Annotated in this window: 13 protein-coding genes; 5 read left to right on the top strand and 8 right to left on the bottom strand. The window is 37.2% G+C overall.

Annotated elements, in window-relative coordinates; all coding sequences use genetic code 11:
• Nucleotides 1–114 precede the first annotated feature (114 nt).
• The 3 genes from ACR9EA_RS00525 to ACR9EA_RS00515 all read left to right on the top strand — a co-directional run bounded on the left by ACR9EA_RS00525 (nucleotide 115) and on the right by ACR9EA_RS00515 (nucleotide 5,163).
• Complete coding sequence (locus ACR9EA_RS00525; protein ID WP_435135989.1) at nucleotides 115–1,491, top strand: OmpA family protein; 1,377 nt, start codon at nucleotides 115–117, stop codon at nucleotides 1,489–1,491.
• 64 nt (nucleotides 1,492–1,555) lie between these two features.
• Nucleotides 1,556–4,315, top strand: a complete 2,760-nt coding sequence (locus tag ACR9EA_RS00520; RefSeq protein WP_435135987.1) for a PD-(D/E)XK nuclease family protein — start codon at nucleotides 1,556–1,558, stop codon at nucleotides 4,313–4,315.
• Nucleotides 4,316–4,317: 2 nt separating this feature from the next.
• A complete protein-coding gene (locus ACR9EA_RS00515) occupies nucleotides 4,318–5,163 on the top strand; it encodes an alpha/beta hydrolase family protein (RefSeq protein WP_435135985.1) in 846 nt (281 codons plus the stop codon).
• 61 nt (nucleotides 5,164–5,224) lie between these two features.
• Here ACR9EA_RS00515 and ACR9EA_RS00510 read toward each other — a convergent pair whose 3' ends face one another.
• Nucleotides 5,225–7,819: a chondroitinase-B domain-containing protein gene (locus tag ACR9EA_RS00510; RefSeq protein WP_435135983.1), complete on the bottom strand. Its 2,595-nt coding sequence runs from the start codon at nucleotides 7,817–7,819 to the stop codon at nucleotides 5,225–5,227.
• 402 nt (nucleotides 7,820–8,221) lie between these two features.
• Between ACR9EA_RS00510 and ACR9EA_RS00505 the strand changes: the two genes are divergently transcribed.
• Both ACR9EA_RS00505 and ACR9EA_RS00500 read left to right on the top strand, forming a co-directional pair.
• Complete coding sequence (locus ACR9EA_RS00505) at nucleotides 8,222–8,713, top strand: hypothetical protein (RefSeq protein ID WP_435135981.1); 492 nt, start codon at nucleotides 8,222–8,224, stop codon at nucleotides 8,711–8,713.
• Between the two features lie 353 nt (nucleotides 8,714–9,066).
• Entirely contained in the window at nucleotides 9,067–10,284 is a 1,218-nt protein-coding gene (locus ACR9EA_RS00500) for a site-specific integrase (protein WP_435135979.1), read from the top strand.
• A gap of 1 nt (nucleotide 10,285) precedes the next feature.
• Here ACR9EA_RS00500 and ACR9EA_RS00495 read toward each other — a convergent pair whose 3' ends face one another.
• The 7 genes from ACR9EA_RS00495 to ACR9EA_RS00465 form a co-directional block, all read right to left on the bottom strand.
• The gene (locus ACR9EA_RS00495) at nucleotides 10,286–11,176 is read right to left on the bottom strand and encodes a carbohydrate kinase family protein (protein WP_435135977.1); all 891 of its coding nucleotides are present in this window, start codon (nucleotides 11,174–11,176) and stop codon (nucleotides 10,286–10,288) included.
• A gap of 22 nt (nucleotides 11,177–11,198) precedes the next feature.
• Nucleotides 11,199–13,391 carry an alpha-galactosidase gene (locus tag ACR9EA_RS00490; protein WP_435135975.1) on the bottom strand — a complete coding sequence of 731 codons (2,193 nt, stop codon included), beginning with the start codon at nucleotides 13,389–13,391 and terminating at the stop codon, nucleotides 11,199–11,201.
• Between the two features lie 161 nt (nucleotides 13,392–13,552).
• Entirely contained in the window at nucleotides 13,553–15,298 is a 1,746-nt protein-coding gene (locus ACR9EA_RS00485) for a RagB/SusD family nutrient uptake outer membrane protein (protein WP_435135973.1), read from the bottom strand.
• Nucleotides 15,299–15,311: 13 nt separating this feature from the next.
• On the bottom strand, nucleotides 15,312–18,473 hold the full coding sequence (locus ACR9EA_RS00480; RefSeq protein WP_435135971.1) for a SusC/RagA family TonB-linked outer membrane protein: 3,162 nt from the start codon (nucleotides 18,471–18,473) through the stop codon (nucleotides 15,312–15,314).
• Nucleotides 18,474–18,486: 13 nt separating this feature from the next.
• Nucleotides 18,487–20,094, bottom strand: a complete 1,608-nt coding sequence (locus ACR9EA_RS00475) for a glycoside hydrolase family 32 protein (RefSeq protein ID WP_435135969.1) — start codon at nucleotides 20,092–20,094, stop codon at nucleotides 18,487–18,489.
• Nucleotides 20,095–20,117: 23 nt separating this feature from the next.
• Nucleotides 20,118–21,437, bottom strand: a complete 1,320-nt coding sequence (locus tag ACR9EA_RS00470) for a sugar porter family MFS transporter (RefSeq protein WP_435135967.1) — start codon at nucleotides 21,435–21,437, stop codon at nucleotides 20,118–20,120.
• A gap of 341 nt (nucleotides 21,438–21,778) precedes the next feature.
• Nucleotides 21,779–24,523: a hybrid sensor histidine kinase/response regulator transcription factor gene (locus tag ACR9EA_RS00465; RefSeq protein ID WP_435135964.1), complete on the bottom strand. Its 2,745-nt coding sequence runs from the start codon at nucleotides 24,521–24,523 to the stop codon at nucleotides 21,779–21,781.
• Nucleotide 24,524: the final 1 nt, after the last annotated feature.

Raw genomic sequence — 24,524 nt, 5'->3', positions numbered from 1 at the left:
AAACTCTATTTCTTTGGTAGAAGTAATCAATATTTTTTTATATTTGTCTTTGTTAATAATATTTAACAACTTACTTTTGTTTACAATTAACACTTAAAAATTAAACTTTTGAATATGAAAAATCTTAGCAGATTATTGTTCGCAATGTTGCTTGTATTTGGCTTTAGCAACACGTATGCGCAAGATGAAAACAATCCTTGGCAGATATCCTTTGGGGTAAATGCAGTAGACTTCTACCCTTCTGGAGACGATTCTAACTACCCTTATCCTGCAACTGAGCTTGGAGGTTTTGGTGACGAATACTTCAATGTGGGTGACCATTGGAACATCTTACCTTCTTTATCAACAATTTCGGTTTCTCGTCACTTATCTAACGGGTTATCTTTTGGTGTTGCTGGTTCTATCAACAAAATAGACAAATACGGAGACGAAGAAGTTTCAGATTGGTCTTACTACGGGATTGATGGTACTGTAAAGTGGGGCTTCCTTAACACAAGCGTTTTCAACCCATTTATTGGTGTTGGTGGAGGTTACACTTGGGTAGACGAAATTGGAGCTGGTACTGTTAACGGTACTTTAGGTTTCAATGTTTGGTTTACAGACAACATTGGTTTAACATTACAATCTAGCTACAAACACGCTTTCGAAGATTATTTAACTTCTCACTTCCAACATACTGCTGGTATCGCTATCAAATTTGGTGGTAAAGACACTGACAAAGATGGTATATACGACAAAGACGATGCTTGTCCAGACGTATTTGGTTTAGAAATTTTCAACGGTTGTCCTGACACTGACGGTGACGGTATAGAAGACAGCAAAGATGCTTGTCCAAACGAAGCTGGTCCTGCAGAGCACAATGGTTGTCCTGATACTGACGGTGACGGTATTCCAGATCCAGAAGATAAGTGTCCTACTGTTGCTGGTTTAGCTGAATTAAACGGTTGTCCAGATGCTGATGGTGACGGTGTTGCCGATGTAGATGATGAGTGTCCAAACGAGGCTGGTCCTGCTGAAAACAATGGTTGTCCTTGGCCAGATGCTGATGGTGACGGTGTTGCTGATAAAGATGACAAATGTCCTAACGTTGCTGGTACTGTAGCTAACTACGGTTGTCCAGAAGTATCTGAAGAAGTTAAGCAAAAATTAAATGCTTACGCTAAAACTATCTTATTCGACACTGGTAAATCTACTATCAAGGCTGAATCTGAAGAAGTATTAGAAAACATTACTTTGATCTTAAACAAATTCCCTCATGCTAAATTTACAGTAGAAGGTCATACAGATAGTTCAGGATCTGATGAATTAAACATGAGATTATCTGACGCTAGAGCTTTAGCTGTAAAAGATTATTTAGTTAGTCATGGAATCGATGAATTTAGATTATCATCTAAAGGTTTTGGTGAAACTAAACCAATCGACACCAACAAAACTAGAGCTGGTAGAGCAAACAACAGACGTGTTGAAATTAACTTAGTTAAAGAAGACTAATTCTGTTAAAATATAATTTTAGAAAACGCCCCGTTTATTCGGGGCGTTTTTTATTTTTATACCTATGACGACTTTTATAGCAGAGGTTATTAATAACCTGTTAAACCAAAATCTAGAGCTTTCGGAACTTACTTTTGTTTTACCAAGTAAGCGTGCTGGTACGTTTTTAAAACACGAATTATCGAACACATTAACAGAAACAATTTTCGCTCCCGAAATATATAGTATCGAAGAGTTTGTAGAAAACCTATCGGGTTTGCAATCACTTTCTAACACCGAACTCCTATTCCATTTTTACAACACCTATTTGGAGTTACAAAAACAAAAAACTCCAGATACTTTCGATACCTTCTCAAAATGGGCTCAAATTTTATTACAAGATTTTAACGAGATAGACCGCTATCTGATTCCTTCACAAAAAATTTTCGAATACTTAACAGCGATTCAAGAATTGAATCATTGGTCTTTAGCGGAAGAAAAAACTGAATTTGTAACTAATTATCTAACCTTCTGGAATCAATTAAACGACTATTACGAGCATTTTACCAATTCGCTAATTAAACTGGGTTACGGCTATCAAGGTTTAATTTATAGACAAGCAAGTAAACAGATAGATAACTACATAAACAAAAACTCTAAAATTCACATTTTTTTAGGGTTTAACGCGTTAAACACAGCCGAAGAAAAAATCATTCAACAATTATTAGATGCAGGGAAAACACAAATATTTTGGGACATAGACGCATCCTTTTTTGAGAGTAAAATTCACGATGCTGGATTATTTACAAGGCAGCACAAAACTAATTGGCCATATTATAAAACGCATCCTTTTAATTGGGTTAGCAACCACTATAATAATCGAAAAAATATAAGTTGTATCGGAGTTTCTAAAAATATTGGTCAGGCGAAATACATCGGTACTATTTTAAACGATTTAACAAAAACCTCACCTAGCTTACAGCAAACAGCTATTGTTTTAGGTGATGAAAATTTACTGATTCCTGTTTTAAACTCAATACCGTCAACAGTAAAAACCTTAAATGTTACTATGGGTTTTCCACTAAAATCTATTCCGTTGGCCTCGTTATTCGAAAACCTATTTCAATTACATAAAAGCAATCCAAAAAAAATATATTATAAAGAGCTTATAACCATTCTATCGCATCAATTTATACGACCATTATTTCAATTAAACGGAAAAGACTATTCGGCCGAAATTATAGACAGTATAAAAACTAACAATTTAGTATTTATAACACCAATACAATTAGAAGCACTTGCTCCAGCATTTGCGTCAACATTACAGCTACTTTTTAACTCTTGGAATAATAACCCTACTACAGCTATAAAACAGGTCTTAAAACTCATTTTAAAGATTAAATCCCATTTAGACAACAATAAAGATCAAAATATTCTAGCCTTAGAATACACTTATAAATTCAATGAATTATTTAACGAGTTAAGCAAACTTAACGAAACGTACAATTATTTAAATTCTATACAAACACTGCATCAAGTTTACAAAGAATTACTAAGCACAGAAAGTATGGATTTTCAAGGAGAACCATTACAAGGATTACAGATTATGGGCATGTTGGAATCGCGCGTTTTAGACTTCGAAACCGTAATTATTTCTTCGGTAAACGAAGGTATTTTACCTGCCGGTAAAAGCAACAACTCATTCATTCCGTTCGATGTAAAACTCGAAAATAATTTACCAACATACAAAGAGAAAGATGCGGTTTACACCTACCACTTTTACCGATTGTTGCAACGTGCAAAAAACGTTTACATTCTATACAATACCGAGGCCGATGCATTAAATGGTGGAGAAAAAAGTAGATTTATTACCCAATTAGAATTAGAAAAAAAGCACAATATTATTCATAAAATTGCAAGTCCAATAGTACCAACAATAACAGCACCATCAAAATCAGTAAAAAAAACTGTCGCCGTTATAGAGCAACTAAAACGGGTAGCAAAAAAAGGATTTTCACCATCATCGCTAACCAATTATATTAGAAACCCACTGGACTTCTATTACGATAAAGTCCTTAAAATAAAAACGTTTGAAGATGTTGAGGAAACTGTCGCCGCCAATACTTTGGGCACCGTTGTTCACAACACATTAGAAGATTTTTACAAACCTTTGGAAGGCGGGTTTTTAAATAGCAACCAAATAAAAACCATGCAACAAAACATTGCAAACATGGTTTCTCATCATTTTAAAGAAACGTATAAAGAAGGAGATTTTACCACTGGAAAAAACCTGATCATTTTTGAAATCGCTAAGCGTTATGTTTCGAATTTCTTAAATTCTGAATTAAAAGCTATCGAAGCGGGAAATACCATAAAAATTGTAGCTATAGAGACCGATTTTAAACAAATACCTATAACAATTCCCGAGCTTGATTTTCCCGTTACTATAGGGGGAAAAGTAGACCGGGTAGACGAATATAATGGTATAACACGGATTATAGATTACAAAACCGGAAAAGTAGAACAAGGGCAAGTAGAAATAGTAGCCTGGGAAGATTTAAATACCGACTACAAGAAATACAGCAAATCCTTTCAAGTATTATGCTACGCCTACATGATGAATCATCAAAACCAATTACATACCCCTACAGAGGCTGGAATTATTTCCTTTAAAAATTTAAACAACGGATTTTTAAAATTTGCAAAAAAGGATAAGTCAGGTGTCGGTGCTAAAAAAGATTTTAGTATTACTGAAGCAACCATACAAGCATTCGAAAACGAATTAAAAGCATTGATTTTGGAAATATTTAATCCTAAAATTGATTTTGAAGAAAAAGACATTTAATTATGGTGATTAACAAAAACATAGTATTACAAGGACCACATAATAAACCTATTTTAACCGATGTTTTTTACAATGCCAATACCTCAAAAAAACCAATTGTAATCTTTTGCCATGGATACAAAGGTTTTAAAGATTGGGGCGCATGGGACCTTATGGCCCAAGCCTTTGCTAATCGCGATATATTCTTTATAAAATTTAATTTTTCGCACAACGGCACAACTATAAACAGCCCTACAGAATTTGAAGACTTAGAGGCATTTGGACAAAATAATTACGTTAAAGAATTAGATGACTTAGCCCATGTTATGAATTGGGTTACCACAAACCCAGATTTTAAAGAAGAAGCCGATAGTTTAAATTTAAACATTATTGGGCATAGTCGTGGTGGCGGTATCGCCATTATAAAGGCCGAAGAAGACTCTAGAATAAAAACAATTATTAGTTTAGCTGGTGTAAGCGATTACGGCAAACGTTTTGCAAATTTAGGTGATTTAAAAACTTGGAAAAATACAGGTGTAACCTACGTTATTAACGGCAGAACTAAACAACACATGCCACATTATTATCAGTTTTACACGACTTATTTACAGCATGAAAACCGTTTAAACATAAAACGTGCAGCCAAACACTTAAACAAGCCTTTTTTAATTATTCATGGCGATAACGATACTAGTGTTTTAATTGAAGAAGCCCACAACTTACACCTGTGGAACCCACAAAGCGAACTAAAAATCATAAAAAATGCCAACCACGTATTTGAAGCATCGCACCCTTGGATACAATCGAATATGCCAAAACAGTTAACAGAAGTTGTAGAAATAGTAGTCGCATTTATTAGAAAAACATAAGTTAAAACAAACCCCAAAGCATTATACTTTGGGGTTTTGGTTTTATAAACGATATAAGGTATTAGTTGCTAATCATTATCTTTTTAGTGAAAGCATGGTTGTTACCTTTAATTTTAACGAAATACATGCCCTTAGAAATGGAACTCACATCTATATCTTCACGATCTAAATCTGAGTTTAACATTTTCGAAAAAATAAGCTTTCCAGAAATATCGTAAATATTTAATTTTTCAAACTTATAAGATTGCTTACTTAAATGTAATGTGCCATTAGAAACAGGATTAGGATATAATTTTAATTGATTTTCAGTAATTTCATTAACAGATAAAGACGATGCGTTACCAAAAAATTCAATTTCTCCAATAGCACTCCAAGCACTTTCTCTTTTATTTCCATCAGAATTAAATCTTCCAAACCCTACTAGTTTTACATAACGTGCATGTGCTGAAATTTCATAAGTGTTGAATTCTGTAGTACCTGTGGCAGTAAATAATAAATCGCCCGATGTAGGTAAAATCATAGAAAAGTTTGAAGCTTCTGTTCCTGTGTTAGACACCCAGATTTGATAACCGAAGGCATCGCCCTTATTGGTAGTATTAAACTGAATAAAGTCTAAAATATATTCAGCGCCTAAATCATAAATAACGTACTCTCCATCACCTTTATAATCGCCAGCTAAAACAGAGCTATCTTCTGCTGTCCAGACGGAATTCATATCTTTATCCAAAGTATTGGTTGCAACCTCATCTTTAGAAGAATTTTCTTTAGACACATAAAATATACTTACAGGATCATCGCTTTCTCCTGTATTAATTAAATTTGTTCGCGGCGCCGCTTGTTGGGTTATAACAAGTTCTCTTATAAGATTATCGCCTCCTGGCACTTGGGCAAAGGTTACTGTGCCTGTTCTTTCTACAATTTCTTCATTTGTTGTAACAGACACCACAACAATAGCATCGCCAGTGCCTTCTGTAGTATCTATAGTTATCCAATCGTTATTAGACATAGCCGTCCAACTTACATTTGCAGTAACTGTAACTTCGCTAGAAGAAGATTCGTTAGAAAATGGCGATAAAGTACCAACAATTAAAGACTCCTTTATTTTAATTGTACAATCGCCATTAGTTATTTTGTTTCCTTTGCTATCTAAAAAACATGCACCTATTCCATAGCCAACCATATCATCTGTAGTAGGCTTATAGGTTCCCATATCAGCTCCCTTCCCATCTATTGCTGTAAAAGTATAGATCTCGCCTTCAAGAGTTGCAACAATATCATTATTTTCAACAAAACCGTCGTTTGTTGCTCCTAATGTAGTTCCCGTATAAACGTTTCCAGTGTAGGCCAATGCGGTACCAAGATTGTTATAAGAGTTATCTGTATCTCCACTTATAACAGGAGTAATATTTGCATTATTAGGTCTAAAATAAATTAAATTGTTCGACACTGTACCTGTTGGATCTGTAGACCCTTTATCTGTATTATAAAATAAAGGTGCATTCGTATTAACTATCGTGTTATTTGCCAACAGTATATCTTCTACTTTCTGATAATCACTAGAAGTGTTGGATGAAGTACAAGAAACCGCTGCATTGGAGCTCCCTCCTAAAAATGTAATTCCGTTATTCCATTTAGCTTGATCGATCACGGTAATACAATCTTGAATATAATTATTCGTAATAGTATGTTGGCTATCTACAATTCTTATGCCCCCTGTACCATCTACATTCTCTCCTAAAAAGTAATTACCATCTACTGTAGCGTTAGAGCCATGACGTAATACCAAAGAGCCTCTAGATCGCCTAAACGTATTATTGATATAGGTGTTATTTTTACTTTTATTAGTAATTATTTCGTTCTCTCCATCGGCTTCAACAAAATAATTATTGCTAACCGTTGTTCCCGAATTTACATTTTGATAAGAACTTGTACCAATACGAATAGTTTCACTATCTCCCGAATTAGTTAAATCAGCATCTATTTTAACATATTTATAAAAATAGTTATTGCTTATAGTATGCCCAACTAACTCACAGCTTGTATTAATTTCATCTTCACCATCTGGAACTTCTGGATAGGCATTATAGGCCAGTTCAACCAAAATCATATTTCCTGCATTCGTTTTATTCATAAACGAACAATTAGTCACGGTATTAAAAGTGCCATACAATTCTACCCAATTGTGTTTTTCGCTTGTTCCTTCTTCCATATCGTCAGGATCAACGGTTAAACCATCCATTACACAATTCTGCATGGTACTATGATGAGCAAAGTCTGTTCCGTTTCTAAACTCTATTACACTACTAGAGCCATAACCGCCTTTCCAATAAAAACCATCGACTACTAAATACTCTCCAGTAGCTAGTTTTTCTCCGGTATCTTCGTCGGTTTCACCTCCAATATTAAGTTGCATCCCACCTGAAAACACAACACCTCCTGGAGTTTCGGCTCTAAAAACAATTGGATTTTCGCTTGTCCCCGAGCCCATAAAAGTTATTCTGCCATCGGAATCATAAACTCCGTCTTTAAGGATAATTTCATCTCCAGCTTCATAAAAATGTTCTTTTAAATCTTTGGGATCATCAAGGTAATAGGTGTTTTGCGCTATTCCTGTGAAAGAACACAGAAATAGAAAGAAAGTGGTAATTTTCTTCATTAGTTTTGACTTTATAATTATTAGTTAGATTTTTATCTGGCATTTTTTGGTTATCCAGATTGGTTAACCAAACTTAATCATTACTAATAAAAAAAACAACACTAGATCAATAAAGTATTAATAATTATGATATTACGTGATGAATATTTAGATATGTATTGAACAAACTCATGAATGTAAGAACAAATAAGTTTTCAGGCTTTATGATACCATGCTGTCTCAATGTGAAAATATTGGATGAAAAAATAAAAAAATCCTTAAATTATCGGCTCCCAATCTTCAAGGTACAGATACTACGAACTAAAACTTAACAAGTTTTTTTAATTAAAGATATTTCAATTCTAAATGGAAGTTAAACAGAATATCTTTTTGTACTGATTTTCTAAGAACAAAATAGGACGCATGAATAAACTAGAATTTACAATAAGAAAAAGAAACCATAGGTTGAAGATGTTTTTTGAAACTTTAGATTTGGACGTAAAAATTATAGGAAACCCTAACACGCCCTCTATAATCCTCAACAACAAAAAAGTACTTAACTGTTATGTACATAATTTCGATTTGAGGTTTTTAGATCAATGGGAGAATGGTAAAATATTGTTTGAGTTCAAACTACAACACGAATATAATTTTTCGGAAGAAGATAAAGATGTGATTTTTGATTGGTTGTTTTCGCCCGAAATAAAGCATAAAGAGTGTTTTAGAGTTAGGTTAGTAGGTACAGAGCTCTGTTTGTCGGGTTACAATAATATACACAAGGATGAGCATTGGAAAGAACCAGAATTATACCCCGTTTTTGCCGAGCATAACTTCAAAATTTACTTTCATAAACAGGCCGCCGAAGAAAAGGTGAAAGAATTTAGTCACGAAGAACTTCAATTAGAAGTTGTATAAATTTAGACACAGCAACTACTCATCGCTAGCAAAGACAGTTGCGGGCAATTTTCATGCTTAATTCTGAAAAATTGGGCAAATCGAGGGTAAATGGTGTTACAATTTCTGATAGCAGCGCAACAAAAAAGGGCTTCAATTTATTGAAACCCTTGCTATCACTAGTGGAGAAGATCGGGCTCGAACCGACGACCTCTTGACTGCCAGAGTTAGGATTTAAACATTACCCAACACCAATAAAAACAATAATTAATTGATTACTAGTTGTTTAATTATATTTATATGTGTTTCAAACCAAATAAAATCAATTATTTGCGTGCAAATTACGTGCAATTTTTTCATTAACTTTGAACAATATGAACACAAGTATAAAACTTACATTAGACACTAGACGAAAGAAAAAAGATGGTACTTACCCCATCATTTTAAGGCTAAGCCACCTTCGGAAAACTACTTCTATAAGAGTTGGAGAATCTGTACCTTTAAATTATTGGGATGAAAACAGTGAAAGAATAAAAAAATCTTATAGCGATTCAACAACGGTAAAACGCTTAAACAATAAACTCCTAAAGGAGAAAGTGCTTGCAAACAATATCATTGATAAACTAAATGAAAAGGAAGAACTTAATTATTTGTCCGTAACTCAATTAAAAAACAAAATCACAAAAAAAGTAACGGTTAAATCTTTTTTTGAGTACAGTAACACTATTATCGACGAACTTAATAAAGTTGAGCGCTATGGAAATGCAAATTCATATTATGCTGTTACCAAAATTTTAAAAAAATTTAATAACAATCATGATTTAAAGTTCAACGAAGTAAACTATGGGTTTCTTAAAAAGTTTGAAAAGTATCATTATTCCAGAGGCAACTCCACCAATGGACTTGCGGTTTACATGAAAACCATTAGGGCAATTTATAACAAAGCAATTAAGGACGGCATAATTTCCAAGGAAGCATATCCTTTCAATAATTATAGAATCAAAACGACACCAACAGAAAAAAGAGCTATAGACCTTAAGAGCATTAAATCCATAATGGAATTAGAGTTAAATGAAAATGACACCCTATTCCATTATCGAAACTATTTTTTAGCGTCATATATGCTTTATGGTGTTTCCTTCATAGATATGGCTTTTTTGAAACTTGAAAATATTGTTGGCAATCGTGTAAAATTCTTCAGAAGGAAAACATCAAAGCCATACGATATCAAAATCACACCACAATTAAAAAAAATCCTAGTATATTACATTAAGGGTAAGACTAAACAGGATTTTATTTTTCCAATCATTACTCGTGACACATACGAACTCCAGTATAAGGATGTACTCTGGGCCCGAAAAAGATATAATAAGGGTCTTAAGGAAATTGCAGGAAAATGTGAAATAGATCAACGTTTAACCTCCTATGTATCTCGTCACAGCTTTGCTACACAAGCGATGTTGCAAGACGTCCCTCTACAAGCTATTTCTGCAATGCTTGGACATAATCGCCTATCAACCACACAAATTTACCTCAAATCTTTGCCTAGTGAGGTATTGGATGACTATAACAAAAAGTTGGTTTCATTGTAACTTAATTTAAAGGAGGATTAACAAAGACATCTATTTCTGATATTGAAATTTTAGGGTTAGCCCCTTGACTTTCCGTTACCAAGGCTCCAACAGCACAGGCAAAATCGATGGCTTTTTGAGGTTTTTCGCCATTTAAAAGCTGACTGATTAGCGACCCCAAAAATGAGTCGCCCGCACCAACGGTGTCAACAACTTTAACCAGATAGCCACTATTATAAAATAATTTATCGTCGTAAAGCAGAACAGCACCATGTTCGCCTTTAGTAACACAAATATGTTGAGTGTTGGTCTTTTTAGCTACAAACTTTAGATTCTGTTCGAGTGATTTGTATGGTGAACCCAAGTACCCACTTACCTCATAGAGCTCTTCATCATTAAACTTGATAAAATTGGCTTTCTCCATCAAATGAAAAAGCACTTCTTTGGTGTAATACGGACGCCGAAGATTGAGGTCGAAAATTTTATATTTGGCCAACTCAATCAAACTGTAAAGGGTATTTCTGGAACTTTCATCTCTTGCCACCAAACTGCCGAAAACAAAAGCATCAGCATGTGTCACTCTACTTTGGGCCGCTTCAGTTAACTTAATTTTATCCCAAGCTTTCGGATATTTTATATCATAGGAAGCCACACCTTTTTCATTAAGCATGACTTTAACCTTACCCGTTTTATACTCTTGATTTAACTGAATCAAATCCGTTTTAATACCACATTCGTTCAAATAACTTAAAATTTTATTACCAGATTTGTCATTGCCCACGGCACTAATCATAGCTACATTATTATTGAACGAGCTTAAGCGGCAAGCCACATTTAACGGAGCGCCTCCAATTTTTTTGTGCGTTGGAAACACATCGAACAACACTTCTCCAAAACAAACTATATTTACCATATTTCGCTATCCAATCACTTTGTTATTTTACTTCTTCAATTAAAAGCACCACACTGGTACGTTTAACATTTATTTCTGGGTTTATTCCAACAGTCATTAAAAAATCACCTGAATACTTGACTGGATTTACGAAACTTCCTTCATCATTTTTATTCAGATTAACCTCTTTTATAATGTAGTTTTTGTCAGCATCCAAGCCTTTCATTTTTATAGGTCTTTTGGTCATTCTTTCCATAAACCTATTAGAACTTAAATAATTGAACATGACGGCTTTCGACTTATTTTTATCGACATACATTAAGGATGCATAAGGGTTTTGGTACGGACTGGCCAAACGGAACTGCTCGCCATGAAGTACCAAATGCTTGAAGCCATTGTAATTTTTGATGGCCCGTTTCGAAAACTCCAGTTCGTCTTTTGTGAGATGGTTTACATCAACATCGAAGCCCAATTTTCCCATACTCGCCACATCCACCTTAAATTTTAATGGTTGATTGCCCCAATTGGTTACATGGCAGTCCATAGTTATGGCCGGGAAAAAGTAGGTGTAGTTCCATTGAAGAAAAATGCGTTCAATGGGATCGGTATTATCACTTGGCCAAAACTCGGTAAAGTATTTTAAAAACTCGTAATCTGCCCTTCCGCCGCCACCGGAACACAACATCATGGATACATCAGGGTACTTTTTCCGTATTCTTTCCAATACGTTATACAAGCCCTGCACATAATCTACATACAAATGGGTTTGTGGCATGCCCTTTTCCTGTAAATAAGCGGAATAGGCATTATAGATCACGGCATTACAATCCCATTTTACAAAAGCAACCTTTGGGTTTTTGGTAAAAATATTGTCCACCACACCATAAACAAAATCCTGCACCTCCGGATTGCTTAAATCGAGTACCATTTGGTTGCGATACAATTTTGCACTGCGCTCGGGCTGTTTTATCACCCAATTTGGATGGGTTTTAAAAAGCTCGCTTTCGGGGTTTACCATTTCGGGTTCTATCCAAATTCCGAATTTCACTTCATTTTTATCCGCTTCCTGTACCAAATAACCCAAACCATTGGGCAGTTTTTGTTTGTTCTCTTGCCAGTCTCCCAATCCGGCATCATCATTATTTCTTGGGTATTTATTACCAAACCAACCATCATCCAACAAAAAAAGGTCTAAACCTAAATGTTTGGTGTCTTCAATCAATCCCGATAGTTTGTCTTCATTAAAATCAAAATAGGTCGCTTCCCAATTATTTAACAGCGTTAATCTATCTCCATTTCCGTTGAGCACCCTATGCGATTTTGCCCAAGAATGTAATTGCCTAGAGGCCAACCCTGTACCCTCTTTAGAAATGGAATAAATTAAGGAAGGGGTTTTAAACCGCTCACCCTTTTGTAACTCATAAGTTGACTCATACGGATTGATTCCCGCAATAAGCCGCAGATTTTTGTTTGAATCGATATCAAATTCCAGTTTGTAATTACCGCTCCAAGCCAACTGACCAACCAAGGCCATACCACTGTCTTCTTGAACCGGATTTTCAAAGGAAACGATAAAATTAGGCGTACCCAACAACATAGCCCGAGTGCCTAATTTTGACTCTACCGTTTTTGTGCCTTGCGTGAGTTTTTCTTCAGTTGGCATCATTTCCCTCAAATATTCACCCTGAAAATGGGTTAAATAAAAATCTTTATTGGTAAAAAATAGGTTGGCCGAAGCATACTTATTTAATTCTATTTTTCCCTTTTCGTTGTTTATAATTTCCGCCCATTGCTCCACAACATTTAAATCGCTCCACACTTTATAATGAAGCACTACCTCAAGTTGATATACGGGGTCTTGCAACTTGATTTTTGTTACTGTTGCACCGTCTTGGTTTGCTATTGAAACATCACGAAACAACAATTCAGTAGACCGATTCCCATCAAAATGTTTTACCTGCAAGGCCGGCTCGGACAAATTCCAAGTGCCCGAAGGAGTATATGCCGAATTGTAAATTCCTGCGTTGGCATCCGGAAAATAATATTGTTCATCAATTTGCTTATAATCCGAGGTATTTTTAAGCTTTTTTCCGAAGTAGATGTTCCACAGTCTATGCTGTGCATCGGTTTTAAAAACCATGGAAAAATCTTTAGTTTCAATGGGAATGACCGTTTGCGCATTGCACAAAAAAGTTAATGCACACAGGGCTATGGCGAATGTATTTCTGGCTTTCATAATATTTACTTTTAATTATTTTGAGGGGGAATCCACTTGTTCCTAATAACTAAAACACGCTGATTTTCAAATAAGTTGAAAAATCCAGAGCAGCCATATTCAACTCCTCTGGATTAAAATCAAACTAACTTAAACAAACAAATTCTTATTGAATAAAAACTCTAATAACCAGCATTTTGAATATACAAGCCGCCAGTAAAATCAATCTCCCGTTGGGGAATGGGGTAGTATTCATCCCGTCCAGCGGTAAATTGTGCATTAGCTAAGAAATCCTTTCGTGTTTTTTCAACAGCTAAATAACCGTTCAACACCTGCTCGGCCATGCCCCATCTTACCAAATCGAAAAACCTTGGGCCCTCCATACCAAACTCCAAGCGTCTTTCAAACATCAAGGCTTTAAAGGCTTCGGCTTTAGTCATTCCCATAGGGTATTCACCCATGTTGTAAACATCGGTCGCACCAGCATCCAATTGACGCTGTGTACTTGCCGCAGCACGATTTCGTATTTGGTTGATTATAGTAACCCCGGCATCAACCTGATCCATTTGAATCAATGCCTCAGCCTTGAACAATAGGACATCGGCGTATCTAATAAAATCTACATTTTTAGACGTTCCCACAAAAGGCCCTTCTTTAACGTAACACGAACAATCGGGGGCTTGCTGCTCTTTCATATTGCCGAAGTAACCATACACTCCGGGATCTCTCGCCCAACTGAAATTATACACCATATCCCCCGTTTCATTCACCGTATTGCGGTATTTGAATGGACGTCCGGGGATACCAACGGTATGGTCTATTCTTGGATCTAAAGTTATTCCTGCTGCCAATGGTGTTTCACCGTTACCATCAACCGTATCAAAAATATTGGCATCGTTAAAGGTATCCAACAACGGCAAACCTGAAGCATCGGTTTTAAAGGCATTAACCATGTTATGGCTGGCCAAGTGGAAACCACAGCAACCGTACAATCCTGTACCGTGTGGAGAATTCAAGCCTGTTACGAAACTCACCCTACTTACGGTGGTTCCGTCATTTATTGAAAATTGTGCTGCCCAAATGGACTCCGGACCATTATCGAAACCGTCCAAGAAGTTGTTTCCAAAATCGGGTTCCAAACTGCCAGTAACCTCATCGGCAAAATCAACCACTTCTTGTAATCTCGACATGTTAATGTTTGTTACCTGGTGGGTATCGTTCTGCTCATAAGCTTGGTACAAACGTAACTTAGCCAAATAAGCCGCAGCGGCATTTCTATCGGCACGTCCTACCTGATCTTGTGCTTGTGGTAAATTGTTATAGGCGAATAAAAAGTCGTCTGCAATGGTGTTCCACAACGCATCGTTATCCATGTCGTTTGATATTTGCAAAAGTTCTTCCTGCGACAGCCCTTCGGTGATATAAGGGATTTTTTTGAACAACAATTTCAACATAAAATGAGAGTGAGCTCTTAAAAAACGTAGCTCCGCCTGTCTAGTCGTTTTTTCGGCATAATCAGCATCTGGAATGTCATTAATAACCGATAGCGCAAAGTTGGCCCTTGAAATGGCTTTGTAATAGTTGGTCCAAGTTCGCGGCCCCATCCAATCTGATGGGTCATCGGCCGCTGTTAGGTTGTACTGTTCGTAACGGTCAACAATATCCACATCGCTACGGCCTCCTCCGCCTTTATAAGCATCGTCTGAACGCACACTGCCATACACCCACATGTGCGTAAGTGGACCAATCATATCGTCGTTGGCAATTCCGGCGTAAGCCGCTACAACCAAAGCTTCGGCATTTCCTGCTGTGGCTACATTTTCGTTTGAGAGTACACCTTCCGGTTCGTACTCTAAAAAGTCTTTGGAACATCCTACCAAAATAACACTGGCAATAATTCCTATAATAAGTGTTGTTATATTTTTCATGTTTTCCAATTTTTTAAAAATTTACATTAAGGCCTAATGATAAAATGGTCGGGTTGGGAATGTTATCTACATTGGTTCTTTCTGGATCGGAACCGATGTAATCTTTTGGTGTTGCCCAAAACAAATTCTCCCCTTGGAAATACACTCTTAAACCTGTCATGCCTCCCCATTTATTGATTATTTCTTCTGGAAGCGAATAACCAAACTGAAGGTTTCTTAGTTTAAAGTAAGAGTTGTTTCTGTATAAGTAATCTGAAACCCTTTGATCGTTGAATGCCAATGACAAAGAAGGTATTGTTGAACCCGTATTATTTGGCGTCCAAGCATCAAGTACACCTAGCCCGGCGTTTTCCCTTCCTTGAACAAAATTGTTCCAAAAGATATATGGGTCTTGCCCTATTCGACCAGCGACACCCGAACCGAATACCGAAAAGTCGAAGTTTTTATAGTTTAAATCCACTCGAATACCATATTCTAGATCTGGCAAGGTGGTACCTAAGAAATCTCTATCCTCTGGTCCAATGCTTCCGTTACCATCCAAGTCCTGAAATTTTAAGCCCCCAAGTCTCGCTCCAACCTGATTGGGACTGGAATCGATGTCTTCTTGACTTTGGAACAAACCAGCCGTTTTATATCCAAAAATTGAAAACTGCGAATGCCCAATGATAGAATTATCTACAGTACCGGGATATGAAGACACCACTTCTTCCGGTAGCTGGGTGATTTCATCTTTAAATGAACCAAAATTGGCAGCAACCGACATTGACAAACCGTTGTCAAAGGTTTTTGAATAGCCCAAAGACAATTCCCATCCTCTGGTTTCGGTGGTAGCCCCGTTTAATACACGTTGCTGACCTTCGCCCACTACCGATGCAATTGGTGGAGTAGTTAAGATATCGCTGGTTTCTCTGGTGAAGTAATCAAAAGACCCTACAATATTATTGTTAAGCAAGGTAAAATCAACACCAAAGTTGTATTCTTTTGTGGTTTCCCACTTCAATCCTGAGTTTGCCGCTTGAATGGACACGAAACCAGATGGCAAATTACCAGTGTTTACGCCATTCAAATCATAAGCCGTACCTACATTCCAATATGTATTAAAGAAATTATTATCGCCTGTTGCCTGTAATTGGTTAGCACCGTACCTAGATTCGAACAAGCCAAAACGTGCCACATCTCCAATAGATTGGTTACCAACCTCACCGTAACCTGCCCTCAGTTTTAAGGAGTTTACAATATCGTTGTCTTTCCAGAACTCTTCATTACTTATTCTCCAACCTAAAGTAGCCGCTGGAAAAACACCATATCTGTTTTCTGCACCAAATCTTGAAGAACCATCTCTACGTAGTGTAAAAGAGGCAAGATACCTATCCTCATAAGCATAGTTTATTTTTCCGAACTGTGACAACAACCTACTGCCGGTTGAAGACCCCGAATTGGTTCTCGCTCCAGTTGCTGCATTCAGCTGAAAAAAGGACTCTGATTCTACTGCAAATCCATCAGCTTGAGACAGTACGCTATTAAAATCATCTTTTATGGATTCCGTTCCCAAAAGCACACCAATTTTATGCTTATCGTTTAGGTTCAATTGATAATTTAAAGTGTTGGTAAATATCAAACTGGTAAAATTATTGGTATCTATGATTAACCTGTTATTACTTCTTGTAACAAACCCATTGTTTACTCGCGTTTCAATATCTCTTCTGTTGTAGGCTCCGTAATCTACACCCAAACTTGTTCTAAAGGTCAGGTTTTCCAAAATATCGTACTCGGCATAAATATTCCCAAAGAATGTGGTTCTATCGGTATTGTCCCAACGGTTTAAGTATTGCATCAATACGGGGTTGTTTCTATCGGAATAACCAGCACCCAGTGGCCCTGCAAATTCTCCGTTCGCATCGTAAACCGGCAATGTAGGCACAAGGGTAATGGCCAAACTGGGGATCCAAGCACTACCCACGTCGCGGGACGCTAGAGTTTCGTCTGACGTAAACATCTGGGTATTTACACCCAATCTCAACTTATTGTCGAACAAATTAAAATTGGAATTTAACTTTGCAGAGATTCTTTCGTAACCGGTGTATTTTAAGATTCCTGTGTTCTTTAAATGACCGATATTCAACAAATGGAATGAGTTGTCCGTTCCTCCTGAAACCGATAATTCATTGTTATAAACATAACCTGTTTCATAAGTTTCGTCTTGCCAATCGGTATCACCAGCCGGCACACTGTTATCGCCACCAACAAAAGGCTGAACGGTAACACTATTTAGTACCGGGTTGTTAAAGTCGCCGTTCCAATCGAAATTATAAATTTCGCCATAGCCCGCATTAGGATCGGCACCGTCATTAACAGATGCACGCCATAACACTTCGCCACGTTGTTGGGCATTGAGCATATCGTATCGCTGTTGCTTTTCTGAAAGCACAGAAATATTGGAATTCACGGTTACGCTAAATTTTTCGCCACCAGCAGCTTTAGCGCTATTTTTTGTGGTTACGATGATAACACCATTACCAGCTCGGGCTCCATAAAGCGATGAAGCCGAGGCATCCTTTAGTACTTGAACAGATTCAATAGTACTTGGATTAATACTCGCAAATACCTCTTGCCTTACCGTTGGTACACCGTCGATAACGTAAAGCGGATCGTTATTCCCCAAAGTGGTAGCACCACGTATTAAAATATTATTGTTCGTCCCCGTTGGGTCGCCATTTTTCTCTATGAACAAACCCGGAACGCGACCTTGCAAACCTTGTACGGCACTACCGGAACTCATACTCACTCCTTCAGTGGGTCCCAGTTCTACAACGGTAATAGCTCCCGTAACATCTACTTTACGCTCTCTGGAATATCCGGTAACGACAACCTCATCGAGGGCGGCCGCATCTTCAACCATAATCACATTGATCACTGAACGGTTGTTCACTTCAATTTCTTGGGTAGCGTAGCCCACATAGCTAAAAACAAGTTTGGCATCTGTAGCGATTCCTTCCAGCAAATAATTGCCATCAAAATCGGTAGCGGTTCCCACGGTCGTGCCAGCTACCAAAACCGACACCCCCGGCAGGGGCATACCGTCTTCTTGAGCGGTAACCGTACCACTCACCTGCCCTTGCACCCAAAAACCTATTAGGGCGAACAATGACGAAAAAATTAGTTTTTTTAATTTCATGATTAATTTAGTTTTAGTTGAACTTTAGTTTATTTATTTCAATAGAATCAAGAATAAATTCCTGTCCATGTGGTTCTATGCTAAGTTGCGTGTAGGGCTGGTTGGGGAAAAATATTTCGGTCATTACCGTTTCCCCATTGTCGAAAAACAACTCAATGGATGTTTTATCCAACAGAATGGTTCCTGTAAATTCTTTACTTGTTGAAGTTCTGGGCGCAACAGATACTTTATTGGCAAATTTTTCTTCGAATCCTACTTTTCCAGAATTTTGGCGGTTTACGTAGTAAGTATTATTAGTATGGTTGAAACCAAACTTCAACTCGTCTCCCACTTTGTTTTTAAGTTTAAAAGTGTACGACCCCGTTTGTAAATCTGAAATATTAAAGTGGATTTCTGAACTCGATAGGTCGATTTCATTTGTCCCTATCAGATTCGTTTCTTCTTTAATTTGAATGTTTTTTTCTTCAAATTTTGTTCCTCTATAATTGTTTAATTCACTAACCGGGTTGAATAATAACCTGTACCCCGATTCGTTTTTTTGAAGTTGTATGGTTCTCGCAATGGTCATGGCACTTCGCCATTTTTCAGTAGGTACTTTTTGGGCATAATCCCAGTTGGACATCCAACCCATCATCAACATACTACCATCCTTTTTTCTGGCATTGGACCATGTTACCCCAGCATAATTATCCCGTCCAAAATCAATCCAGTAATTATGATTTTCATTCAGTCGCTTCTCAAAATCCTTATCCATAGTGAATTTAGTGCCATCAAAATCACCAATAAAATATTGGGTGGCACTACCGCCATTGGGGCCTCCGGGGTTGATGCTTACAAAAAGCACCCATTTTGATTCATCTGTACCCAAAACAGGCAACTCAAATAAATCTGGGCATTCCCAAACACCACCGTGCCCGCCAATTCCTTGTCCGAAATCAGACAGTAAGTTCCAGTTTTTTAAATCCTTGGAGTCATAAAACATAATCTTATCCCCTGCAGCCAAAACCATCACCCACTTGTTTCTGGCTTCATCCCACGTCACTTTTGGATCCCTAAAATCTTTAATTTTGGTATTATCGATTACGGGGTTCCCATCGAATTTTGTAAATGTTTTCCCTTCGTCATTACTGTAAGCGATACTTTGTGTTTGTTTCCAATTGCCATCGCCCAATTCTTTTGAGCTGGTGTACATCGCAACAACAGGAATAGACCTTTCGGTGTCTCCCAACCCAGAGCTATTGCTGATATCGACCACTGCACTTCCTGAAAATATAGTGCCTAACTCATCAGGATAAAGTGCAATAGGCTGCTCCGTCCAAGTAATCATATCGGTGCTTATAGCGTGCCCCCAGTGCATAGGCCCCCAAACATTATCGTCTGGGTAATGCTGAAAATACAAATGGTAATACCCGTTGTAATAGAACATACCATTAGGGTCGTTCATCCAACCTTTTTTTGGTGTAAAATGAAAGTTGGGCCGATAAAGCTCTTCTTCGGTGTAAGTGCGTGCTTCAGATGATTCGGCAACATTTTGCTTCGAACCTGTAGTGTTTTTACAGCCTACAAGAAAAAGACACCACATAACGGCGAATAATAAATTTCTGTGATTGATTGTTTTCATTTTGAATTTAGTTTAGGTGTTGGTTATTTTTTAATTAGTTTTTTACTGAGTTCTTCGAGTGAAATCCCTTTGGTTTCGGGCATCAGAAAAATGACAAACAGAAGTTGCAGTACCATCATGATATTGAAGAACAGAAAGACCATGCCCGCACCAATATTTGAAAATAACACTGGCACTAACGAAGGCACTACGGCTGCCAGTACCCAGTGTACCGAACTGCCAAATGATTGCCCCGCACCCCGTAAGTGGTTTGGAAAAATTTCTGAAATGAATACCCAAATAACGGTGCCTTGTCCAATGGCATGCGCAGCAATGAACATAAATAGGAATATGGGCATGAGGCTACCCTCCCATTTTAAAAAGAAGGCTGCCGATACCAAGGATAATGATATAATGTAACCGAATGAACAGATATACATTAGTTGTTTTCTACCCAATCTGTCGATTAACAATATGCCCAGTAGCGTGAACAGCATGTTGGTTACGCCAACGCCAATGCTACTTAAAAGCGCAGAACTTTCGCCCAAGCCGGCCTCTTCCAAAATTCTTGGGGCGTAATACAGCAGGGCGTTAATGCCCGAAAGCTGATTGAAAAACGCCATTAAAAAGGCCAACAGTAAGGGGTATCTGTATTTTTTTAAGAAGATGTTTTCGTTGGGAACGGTATTTTCCATTTCCTGTTTTATCTCCAACATCAATTGCTCGGGATTTAAATCGGGATTTATAACCTTAAGTACTTCCCGAGCTTCATGGTTTCTGAATTTAGTGAGCAACCATCGCGGACTTTTAGGGACGGTTAAAACAAACAGTGTGTACAATAGTGCAGGTAATGCCTCTATGCCAACCATCCAGCGCCAGGCATTTTCACCAATATCATTTAATAAATAGTTGGAGAAAAACGCTACCAAAATACCGAACACTATATTAAATTGGTATAATCCAACTAGCTTGCCTCTGTCTTTTGCAGGCGCTATTTCAGATATGTAAGCCGGAGCTGCTATAGTTGATGCACCAACTCCCAACCCTCCTATAAATCTAAAAAAAGCAAAGGTCCAAGGGTCGTTGGCCAAACCAGAGCCCAAAGCTGAAATGGTATATAAAACACCAATCCATAATAAGGTTTTCTTTCTCCCCAATCTATTGGTTGGAATCCCTCCAAAAAAAGCACCTATTACAGTGCCCCAAAGAGCCATACCAATAACCACGACACCGTGAAACATATCGGATGTACTCCATAAGGCTTGTAATTTTTTCTCGGCTCCAGAAATAACTACTGTATCAAATCCAAAAAGGAAGCCTGCCAAAGCGGCGGTGATAGACCATATTAATATCTTATTTTTCATGGTGGTGGTGTTTAGTTGGAATTACTAGTTGCAAAGTACAGCACATCTTCTGTTTTGCTTTTTTGATTTGTAACAATTGATTATGAATATGTTAACAAAAACCCAAAACACACCTAAAGCCCTATAAATAAAGATACTACAAAACCATGATTCTTTTGAACCCTCTAAAAAGTATAATATGGTTACATCATTTGTTTAAAATTGATACCTAAACATAAAGAGCAACACTAAGAATTTGACAAAATAGCAATGAGTAATATATGATTATGCCATTTTTGAAGCACTAAAAACACCAAGTCATCAAAATACTACCACTAAAATTATGAATTTCACACCCCTATTCAAGCCTCTCTGTAAGCCTTAGGAGATTGGCTAAACTTGCCTTTAAAGGTTGTAGAAAAATAATTAGGAGATGAAAAGCCCGTTGCATAAGCAATTTCAGATATTGTTAAGTTCGATTCCTTTAGTAGCACTTTGGCTCTATCCAACCTAATCTGCAACACGTAATCGCTTACGTTAACGCCCAAAATAGCTTTTAACTTTCGGTATAATTGTACTCTGGAAATATTAAGGTCATCAGCCAAACTTTCAACTGAAAATTTAGAGTTATCCAGATTATCGTTAATGATCTTATTTATTTTTAGCACAAAATCTTGCTCTGTATTTCCAAAGTTTTCATTCGCATTGATTTTATGGACGTTATTAACAAAATAATACCTCAATCGCTCCCTATTGTAAATCACGGTTTTGATGGATTGCGACAGCACCGAAAAACTAAATGGCTTGGTTAAATATAAATCGGCCCCAGATTGCAAGCCACGCATATAAGATTCTTTATCATCTAAAGCCGTCAGCATAATGATTGGAATATGCGATGTTCTCAAATCTTTTTTTACAATCTCGCAAATTTCAAACCCATCCTTTTCTGGTAGGTTTACATCGCACAAAATGATATCCGGCACAAGTTCCAAGGCTTTTTCCACGGCGTCAGGACCATTGGACAAGTGTACTTCGTAATCACCAGTCAATTTGCTTTTCAAAAAATCTATCAAATCTGGGTTATCCTCAACAATCAATATCACGTAAGCATCCTCGTTACTTTTTACAGGCTCTACACTAAACACGTCCTGTTCGCTGCCGTCATTGAAATTTATAACCGAAGCATCTATCATATCTGCTTCAGCAATCATTTCATCGGAAGATAAATGGGCATCGCCCTTGGGCAGTGTCAATACAAATTCCGCCCCGTGTTTACTGAAAACCTCGATGGTTCCTTTGTGCAGTTCAATAAACTGTTTTGAAAGGTGCAACCCAATTCCCGATCCAGCTAAATTGTTGTTCGAGCCTCTAAAAAATGGTTTGAACACCCGTTCCAAATCTTTATTGGGAATGCCCATGCCCGAATCTTTAAAGTACACTTTCACCAAATTATTTTCTTGGTCTTCCTCAATTTTAATGAGGATGGAGCCATTATTGGGGGTAAATTTAAAAGCATTGGACAATAGATTGAAATACACTTTGTCCATTAAATTTCGGTCAATGAAAAGAGTAAGGTTTTCGTTATTCGATTCAATTGAAAAATTAATATTGCGCTTTTGAGCCTCGCGTTCAAAATCCTTGAAAATTTGCTTTGAAAATTCCAACAAATTGGTTTTTGAAGCCCTCAAACTAAACTTTTTCTCTTCAACTTTTCTGAAATCCAATAGCTGGTTAATCAATCTCAAAAGCCGTTTTGAATTATTGAAAATCAGGCCTATTTCTTTGGTTAACTTATTATCGATTATGGCTCTATTTTCTGAAAGCGACTCAATAGACGACAGGATAAGCGTGAGTGGTGTTTTAAACTCGTGCGACAAACCTGTGAAAAAGTTAACCTTCGCTTCGTTGCTCTGCTTAACCTGCTCTGCTATTTTTTTTATTTGATTTCGCTGAACGGTAATTTTTTTATTTTGAATCTCCAACTCGCGTTTTTGCTTCCTAATGTTATAACCCGAATATATACTGTACGCCCCTAAGAGTACACTGGTTATTAAAAGCCCTAAAAGAAGTTTTAAAATGTTGCTTTGTGTCGAGTAGGTTTCTTGCTGCTTTTTAATGCGTTGCTGTTGGTCTAAAATATCCAATTGCTGTTGGCTTATTTTAGCAAACTGATTATGCATAATATCGGCATTTCTAGCATCAATTACCGTAGTTTTTAAAATCGTGTTTTTCGGAACAGCTTCTCCTTTTAAAATTTTTTCAGCCAGTTTTATGGCTTCATCACCCCCTGTCGGGTATAAAATAGTGGCCAGCAAAGCGCCCTCCTGAACCAGTTTAATACCGCCGTTTTCGGTAGCCAATCCGTCAACGCCAATAATACCTATTTTATCTTGAAGGTTTAATTCTTTGGTTACCTCCCATGCCCCGAGAGCCATTCTATCGTTGTGCGCAAATATGTAATCCACATTATCAATTTTATCCAAAACATGGCGTAAGCTATCTTTTATGGAGTAGCTTTCCCAGTTACTTTCAATGCGCTTAACAATTTCTACCCCACTCACTCCTTTTAAGGTATTATTGAACCCTAAACTACGCTCTTCGGCCGGTGAAGACCCCGGCAATCCGCTTATTTCTATAATCCTTTTTTCTTTCTTAGGAAGTGAAGCTATATAATTGGCGGCATCTTTACCCACTTGGTAATTATCGCCACCTAAAAAGGCCGTGTAATTTTTGCTATCGGTTTTTCTATCGACAATTAAAACCGGAATTCCTTTATTAAAAGCTTTTTCAACTATAGGCGTTATGGGTCTGGATTTTACAGGAGAAACAATTAAAACATCTACGTTTTGGGCAATTAAATTTTCAATATCTTGGGTTTGCTTTTCTACATTATCCTCTCCATCTAGAATAAGTAATTCAATATTGTTATTCATGGATGCCTGAATTTCCATAGATTGGTTCATGGCCCTTCTCCACTCATCGTTTACCCCGGTTTGTGCAAAACCGATAATAGACTTTTTGGTTTCATTTTTAGAACATGAAAAAATAACAAGCGAGAATAATACGCCTAAGACAAAACCGATTTTTTGTAAAAAAATAAAATTCATT

This window comes from Formosa sp. A9, assembly GCF_051200825.1.
Lineage (GTDB): Bacteria > Bacteroidota > Bacteroidia > Flavobacteriales > Flavobacteriaceae > Formosa.
This window is presented reverse-complemented; position numbering and strand designations above follow the sequence as displayed.

What these genes read in the sequence shown, in the direction of transcription:
- ACR9EA_RS00525 (WP_435135989.1), top strand. Translation starts at nt 115, where the DNA reads ATGAAAAATCTTAGCAGATTATTGTTCGCAATGTTGCTTGTATTTGGC.
- ACR9EA_RS00520 (WP_435135987.1), top strand. Translation starts at nt 1,556, where the DNA reads ATGACGACTTTTATAGCAGAGGTTATTAATAACCTGTTAAACCAAAAT.
- ACR9EA_RS00515 (WP_435135985.1), top strand. Translation starts at nt 4,318, where the DNA reads ATGGTGATTAACAAAAACATAGTATTACAAGGACCACATAATAAACCT.
- ACR9EA_RS00510 (WP_435135983.1), bottom strand. Translation starts at nt 7,819, where the DNA reads ATGAAGAAAATTACCACTTTCTTTCTATTTCTGTGTTCTTTCACAGGA.
- ACR9EA_RS00505 (WP_435135981.1), top strand. Translation starts at nt 8,222, where the DNA reads ATGAATAAACTAGAATTTACAATAAGAAAAAGAAACCATAGGTTGAAG.
- ACR9EA_RS00500 (WP_435135979.1), top strand. Translation starts at nt 9,067, where the DNA reads ATGAACACAAGTATAAAACTTACATTAGACACTAGACGAAAGAAAAAA.
- ACR9EA_RS00495 (WP_435135977.1), bottom strand. Translation starts at nt 11,176, where the DNA reads ATGGTAAATATAGTTTGTTTTGGAGAAGTGTTGTTCGATGTGTTTCCA.
- ACR9EA_RS00490 (WP_435135975.1), bottom strand. Translation starts at nt 13,391, where the DNA reads ATGAAAGCCAGAAATACATTCGCCATAGCCCTGTGTGCATTAACTTTT.
- ACR9EA_RS00485 (WP_435135973.1), bottom strand. Translation starts at nt 15,298, where the DNA reads ATGAAAAATATAACAACACTTATTATAGGAATTATTGCCAGTGTTATT.
- ACR9EA_RS00480 (WP_435135971.1), bottom strand. Translation starts at nt 18,473, where the DNA reads ATGAAATTAAAAAAACTAATTTTTTCGTCATTGTTCGCCCTAATAGGT.
- ACR9EA_RS00475 (WP_435135969.1), bottom strand. Translation starts at nt 20,094, where the DNA reads ATGAAAACAATCAATCACAGAAATTTATTATTCGCCGTTATGTGGTGT.
- ACR9EA_RS00470 (WP_435135967.1), bottom strand. Translation starts at nt 21,437, where the DNA reads ATGAAAAATAAGATATTAATATGGTCTATCACCGCCGCTTTGGCAGGC.
- ACR9EA_RS00465 (WP_435135964.1), bottom strand. Translation starts at nt 24,523, where the DNA reads ATGAATTTTATTTTTTTACAAAAAATCGGTTTTGTCTTAGGCGTATTA.